Source organism: bacterium, from assembly GCA_035703895.1.
Taxonomy (GTDB): domain Bacteria; phylum Sysuimicrobiota; class Sysuimicrobiia; order Sysuimicrobiales; family Segetimicrobiaceae; genus Segetimicrobium.
Window position 1 is genome coordinate 1 of record DASSXJ010000207.1, and the last position, 6,508, is coordinate 6,508.

Genomic DNA, 6,508 nt, shown 5'->3' on the forward strand with positions numbered 1-6,508 from the left:
TGCGCCTCCGTTTTTCTCACCCGTCCCGGTGACCGATCGGTCTCCGGCTCCGGCTATCGCGACTGCGCGGGTCACCCGTCTTGGGATCGCGTTTCGCCCGCGGGCGAAATTCCCCCTGCATTTCGAGCGGGTGGCGAGCCGGCGCAGTTCATGGTCATTGCGTTGCTACGGAGAACCGCGCCAGCTCCCAGGGATCGCGGGTGTCGGGACCGAACCGACCACGATGGACATGGGTCACGGACCACGCGCAGGACACCCTTTGATCACGCGCCGAACCTGCATGCGTCTGTCCCTCGGCGCGCTGATCGGCCACGGCCTGCGGCCGGGGCCGGTGCTCGCGCAGACGCGGCCGCTGCTTCACATCCGCGTCGTCCACACTCCCGTCCTGATCTTCGCACCGCTGTATGTCGCGATCGAACGCGGCTACTTTGCGCAGCAGGGGCTCGAGACGGAACTGATCGGCACCCCGGGCGGCGCGTCGGCCTTCGCGGTGCTCGCCAGCGGACGGGCCGAAGCGGCGGTCGGCGGCTTGGGCGCCGCCCTGTTCAACGCCGCGGCCCGGGGCCTCGACTTCCGGGTCGTCGGCCCGGCGCATCTGGAACGACCTCCCGTCAGCACGCCGCTTGTGGTCAGCCGCACGTCGTTCGAGAGCGGTGCCATCCGCCGGACGCAAGATCTGCGCGGCAAGAGGGTCTCGGTCAACGTCATCGGGTCGGCGACGGAGTTTTGGCTGAACGCGGCGCTCCTCAAGGCCGGCCTCAGCATCACCGATGTGCAGATGATCGAGGTCAACTTCCCTGAGGTCCCCGCCGCGCTGGCGAACGGGGCCATCGCAGCCGGCATGCTGGGCGAACCGCTGGCGACGCTGGCCGAGGACCGCGGCCAGATCGTCCGCCTCAGCGACGATTTCATCAACGGCGTGCAGGTCACCGCGGTGTACTTCAGCGGGGACTTCATGCGACGGCACACGCGGGAAGCGGTAGGCTTCATGGCGGCCTGGCTTCGCGCCTGCCGGGATCTGAGCGGCGACGGGTATCGCCGCCCAGACGTCGCGAAGATCGTCGAGAAGTATACCGGCGTTCCAGCGGATGTCGTCACGAGAGCCCGCCCGCCGTTCCACGAGCCAAACGGCAAGATGAACCTCAATGATTTCGCTCGCCTGCAGGACTATTTCAAGCGCCGCGGCCTCCTCACGTACGATCATCCGCTGCTGCCCTCGGCGTACATCGACACGTCGTTCGTCCAACGCGCGCTCGAGATTGTGGGGCCCTTCGCCCCTCAATGAATCGCGTTGCGCCGCCCGAGGCCGGCACGCACATCGCGGTGGCCGGTCTGACCCACGTCTATCCCGGTCCCCCGGCCCCCGTGACTGCGCTTCGCGACGTCTCGTTCACGGTGTCGCGGGGGGAGTTCTGCGTCCTCATCGGTCCGTCGGGCTGCGGCAAGACGACGCTCCTGCACGTGCTCGCCGGCCTCATCAACCCGACGTCGGGGACGGTGACGGTCCCGCGGACGGCGCCGGGGCACGTGGCCACGGCCGTCGCGTTCCAGGGCGTCAGCACATTCCCGTGGATGACGGTGACGCAGAACGTCGCCTACGGCCTCCGCATGATGGGGGTGCCGCCCGCCGAGCGCTTGCGGCGGGCTGGGGTCCGCGTCCAGCAGGTCGGCCTTTCGGGGTTTGGGGACGCCTATCCCTACCAGCTCTCGGAAGGGATGCGCCAGCGGGTGAACATCGCGCGCGCCTTTGCGACCGATCCGGACGTGCTGCTTTTGGACGAACCCTTTGCCGCGCTCGACGAGCAGACCCGCCTGCGCCTGCAGGATGAACTGCTCCGCCTCTGGGAAACCAGCGGGAAGACGATCTTCTTCATCACCCACAGCCTCGACGAAGCGTGCCGCCTGGCGGACCGGGTGCTGGTGATGAGCCCGCGGCCGGGGGGCATCAAGGCGGAAGTGGCTGTGCGCCTGCCGCGGCCACGCGAGTATCGAGCGATCCGGCGGGACCCGGCCTACGGCGCGCTGACCGCGCGGCTGTGGGACGAACTCGCGCCCGACGGGGACACCGCGCAAACGTGACCGAACGGGCCTTCGACCGCGTGCTCGCAGTGCTGTCCCCGATCGGCTTCCTGGCGGTCTGGGAGGGACTGAGTCGCCTCGCCGTGCTGGATCCCCGCTTCATCCCCTCTCCCACCACCATTTTGCATACGATCGCGGCAATGACCCGGACGGGTGAGCTGCCCTACCATGTCCTCGTCAGTGTCCGGCGTATCGTCGCCGGGTTTCTGCTGGGTGCGGTCCCGGCGGTGGCGGTGGGGCTGATGATGGGGCTCAGCCGGCCTGTGCGGGCGGTGTTGATGCCGTTCGTCTCCGCGATCTACCCGATCCCCAAGATCGCCGTGTATCCGCTGCTGATCTTCTACTTAGGATTGGGAGAGGCGTCCAAGATCAGCATCGTCGCGCTGAGCATCGGTTTCCTGGTCCTCCTCAACACCATGGCCGGCGTCCTGGCGGTGGATCCCGCCTACTTCAAGATCGCCAGGGCCTACGGCGCGAATAGTCGCGCCCTCTTCGCTACGGTCGCGTTCCCCGGCGCGATGCCGCAGATCTTTACCGGCCTCAAGTTGGGCATGGGGTTCGCGCTCATCGTGATCGTGGGCGCGGAGCTCCTCGGATCGGACAGGGGGATCGGTTTTCTGATCTGGCGATCCTACCAGATCTTTGCGATCGACGTGATGTTCGCGGGGCTCTTGGTGACCGCGATCCTCGGCTGGGTCGCGATCCTGGCCCTCGACTGGCTCGAGCGCCGCCTGCTCCCCTGGCGGCCGTGACGGGAACGCCCGACCACGACCGGGGCCCCCGCGGGCTCGCCGCCGTCTGGTGGCGAGCACTGCGCCCGTTCTCGTTCACCGCGTCCGTCACCCCGGTGCTCGTCGGCTCGTCCGCCGCCCTGCACGACCGACAGTTCCATCCGGCGCTGTTCCTCGTGACGCTGGTCGCGTCTGTCGCTATTCAAGCCGCAACGAACCTGGCGAACGAATACTACGACCACATCCGCGGGGTCGACGATGTGGACTCGATCGGGCCGAGCGGGGTGATCCAGCACGGCATGCTCGCCCCCCGCACGGTGCTCGGCGGGAGCATGGTGCTGTTCGCCGCCGGCAGCGCGTTGGGGCTCTGGCTGGTGTCCGTCGCCGGTTGGCCGATCCTCGCCGTGGGCGTGCTGAGCGTGCTCGCCGGCTACGCGTACACGGGCGGCCCCCTGCCCCTCGGCTACGTAGGGCTCGGCGACCTCGTGGTGTTCGTCTTCATGGGTCCGGCGATTGTGCTCGGCGCGTACTACGTGCAGACCCTCGAGGTCACTTCGGGGCCGGTGTGGGCGTCGCTGCCCGTGGCCGCCCTTGTCACGGCGATCCTCGTCGTGAACAATCTGCGCGACATCGACGGCGATCGTCGGAAGGGCAAGCGCACCATCGCCACCTTCGTCGGCCCGCGGGGCACCCGGCTCGAATATGCGCTGTTGGTGGCCCTCGCCTACGGGTCCGTGGCCGTCGGCGTCGCCCTCCGCTCCCTGCCGCCCCTGGCATTGGTCGTGTTCCTCACGGTCCCCCAAGCCACCATGTTGTGGAGACGGATCCGCGACGACAGCGACCGGCGGTCGCTCACGCACGACCTGCGGGATACGGCGGGGTTGCATCAGCGTGTCGGACTACTGCTGGCCGCCTCGTTCCTGCTCTCCTGAACGGCACGTCCCCGGTATTCGACTGCTTCGCGTACTGTGCCGGGATGTCGATTTCGAACAAGCGCGGCGTGTTCCTCCGCGACGGGGATGATGTGTATCGCACCTACTTCACTTCCAGGCGCGGCTGCGAGACGCTCGGCAGTAGCTGGAGCTTCCTCGACCTGACACCCCTCGGCCGGCAGGAGAACTGGGAGGACTCGCCCGCCGGATGGCCGCAGACTCCCCCGTATGAGTGGTGGCGCCGCCACGACGAGTACGAGGTCGTCGGCTCGTGATCGTCAAGCAGGTAGTGGGCCACCAATCCTCAGGTCTTCGCAGCGCCCTTTCTCGCGTCGCGCTCCCGATCCCACCACCTCAACACCCGCAGCGCGCGGAGAGTATTCCAACGGCTCGGCCCGCCGAGGCGTTCAAGCGTGAAATACGTCCTTCCTTTGTACGAGTGTTGCAGCGACCAGCGGCCATCCCTTCGCCGGCTGCTACGGACGATGTCGATGGCCTCGGCTAGGCGCGGGTCGCGAGGCGCGTCGACGGCTTGAAAGTAATCGAGTGCGCGGAGGATATCGTAGTGCCATCTGGGCGGAAAAGAGAAGCGAATAAATATAGGCTTAATGATTTCGCCGGTACGATGGGAACGAAAGAGTCGGTGTGCCAAGAGGAACTCCCGGCCGCGGCGCTGCGCGGCCCGCACCTCCCTGACTTCGCGTGTACGGTGCAATTCGTAGAGCCGTAAGCCCTCGAGTACGCTCATCGTCGTGTGAACGGAAGCGTGGGTGGCACCGGACGGCCGCTGGCAATTCCACCCACCGTCGCGCATCTGCTCCTCTAACAAGTGGTCAACAATGGTGTCGAGACGGTCGTCGTCGTGCTTGAAGTACGAGAGGATGGAAAGAACCATCCCCGTCACGCACGTCTCGCTCCGACCTGTCCATTTTGCCCAGACGCCGTAGTTGATACCGCCGTCGGGCTGCAGACCTCCGTCGAGCAGGAGCGTGCAAGCCTTTCGCGCTTGCCGGTTGTGCGCCGGCAGACCGAAGTCACGCAGCATCAGCATCGTGTAGGTGGTCGATATCCACTTTGGCGAGTAGAGCCCGCCGTCCGACGCCAGCCCACCGGCCCACCTGCCCTCAGGATCCTGTTTCGCGAGCAAACGAGCCCCCCAGCCGTCGCGCGCGACCTGCCGCCGCTCATGCTCGATGATGCGTTCTGCAGCCCCCACCAAATCCCGCAGGGCCTGCCACCGGATGGCCGGGTCTCCATCCAGGAGCCATTGGGTCACCCTATCCATCCCCGGTCTCGAAGTCACCTTAGCGGGACCCATGGAGCGAACCGAACTGCGATACATGAACCGTCCAAATGAACAAAATCATCGCGTAGGCGTTGATCAGAATAGTCCGGAACCAATGCGTCCTCCAAACAAGGGCAATTGGTCCTCCGAGGCTGAGCCCACTGGAGCAAAAACCCAGTAGGGGAGTTTCCTCCAATGCGCCGAGTGAAGTGCATGGAATGTCCTGGCATCAAGCAGTTTTCCTCGTGAGCCCAAATGATGCCCACGTTGTAGAAAGCCAGAGCCAAGTTTGCGATCAAGAAGATCGTCCTATTGGTGTCCACGGCATTACGTCGTATACGAGGCACAGTCTCTACGTCCTGCAAACGGGGACGTGCTGGTACGTCGCCTGGAACGGCTTGGAAAATAGGGATTTCTTGGTGGACCCGTTCGCAAAGATATGATGAAGGTGCCTGTTCACCCCGAAGTACTGCCAGCAACGAAGATGTAGCGGGGGGTGGACGAGGTGCTGTACGCAGGGGTAGATGCCCATTGGACGGCGACGCACATCACGATAATGGATGATGGTGGCAAAGTTAATTTGCCGGCTCGGCGAGGCCGTGCATCCGCCACACGGTGACTACGTCTCGAGGAGCGTGCCGAGTACCGCGGGCCACCGATTTTCGAAGTCGCTGTCTCGTTGCAGTCCGCGCTCTAACAGAGCTTGGATTCGCTGCTGCGTTTCAGGCCACGTCAGCGCGGTCTGAAAGGAGTTGAGGGCGTCGAGGAGCCGGTCGGCGGATGGCAACGAGACCTGGTTGATGAGATTCTTCGCCGCCGCGATGGCACGCCGGTCGAAGGAGGCGATCCGGCGCGCGAGCACGTTGACGAAGCCATCCAGCTCCGCGTCCGGAAGTGCCCGGTTGACGTATCCGTATCGTTCCGCAGTGGCGCCGTCGAAGTCGTTCGCGCCGAGCACGATTTCGAGCGCGCGGCCGCGGCCGACCAGATGTGGGAGGCGTTCCGTACCACCGCCGCCGGGATGCACTCCCACCCCGACTTCGGGTTGGCCCAGTTGCGTGTTCTCGCGCGACGCGAAGCGCATGTCGCAGGCGAGGACGAACTCGCTGCTCCCGCCCCGGACGCAGCCTCGGATCTTCGCGATGCTGACCACCGGGGACTTGGTGAGACGGACGAACGTATCCGTCAGGATCGGGAGGCCGGAAGGCCCGACGGCTGTGGTGATGTTCCCCGTCTTGCCGGTCAAATCAAAGTGGGCAAGGTAGAAGTCAGGATTCGCGCTCTCGAATACCACGACACGGAGGCTCGGGCTGGCGTCCATTCGCGCAAGCAGATCCTGCAGGCCTTCGAATATAGTGGCGTCTACGATGTTGAAAGGCGGATATTCGAACACGACCCTCCAGTACGCAGACGTTTCCTCGATGACCCGCACGCGCGGCGCTGATTTGTCCTTAGACATGTTTCATGCTCCTTGCGTTGAC

At 65.4% G+C, this 6,508-nt stretch carries 6 protein-coding genes and 1 pseudogene; 5 read left to right on the forward strand and 2 right to left on the reverse strand.

The annotated features are described in order from the left end of the window. The 5 genes and pseudogenes from VFP86_13875 to VFP86_13895 all read left to right on the forward strand — a co-directional run. The coding region (locus VFP86_13875; GenBank protein HET9000725.1) for an ABC transporter substrate-binding protein at positions 1–1,285 on the forward strand (1,285 nt) is incomplete at its 5' end. After that, positions 1,282–2,079, forward strand: a complete 798-nt coding sequence (locus VFP86_13880; protein ID HET9000726.1) for an ABC transporter ATP-binding protein — start codon at positions 1,282–1,284, stop codon at positions 2,077–2,079. The genes VFP86_13875 and VFP86_13880, both read left to right, overlap by 4 nt. Beyond that, positions 2,076–2,831 (forward strand): ABC transporter permease, encoded by a 756-nt coding sequence (locus tag VFP86_13885; GenBank protein HET9000727.1) that lies wholly within the window; start codon positions 2,076–2,078, stop codon positions 2,829–2,831. The genes VFP86_13880 and VFP86_13885 overlap by 4 nt, the downstream gene beginning before the upstream one ends. Continuing rightward, positions 2,828–3,742, forward strand: coding sequence for a 1,4-dihydroxy-2-naphthoate polyprenyltransferase (locus tag VFP86_13890; protein HET9000728.1), 915 nt, complete (start codon positions 2,828–2,830; stop codon positions 3,740–3,742). Before VFP86_13885 ends, VFP86_13890 begins: the two co-directional genes overlap by 4 nt. A 68-nt stretch (positions 3,743–3,810) precedes the next feature. After that, a pseudogene (locus VFP86_13895) lies at positions 3,811–4,017 on the forward strand (DUF899 family protein). A 29-nt stretch (positions 4,018–4,046) separates the two neighbouring features. Here the strand turns inward: VFP86_13895 and VFP86_13900 are convergent. Beyond that, positions 4,047–5,018, reverse strand: a complete 972-nt coding sequence (locus VFP86_13900) for a hypothetical protein (GenBank protein HET9000729.1) — start codon at positions 5,016–5,018, stop codon at positions 4,047–4,049. Between the two features lie 628 nt (positions 5,019–5,646). Then, positions 5,647–6,486: an enoyl-CoA hydratase/isomerase family protein gene (locus VFP86_13905; GenBank protein ID HET9000730.1), complete on the reverse strand. Its 840-nt coding sequence runs from the start codon at positions 6,484–6,486 to the stop codon at positions 5,647–5,649. Positions 6,487–6,508 lie beyond the last annotated feature (22 nt).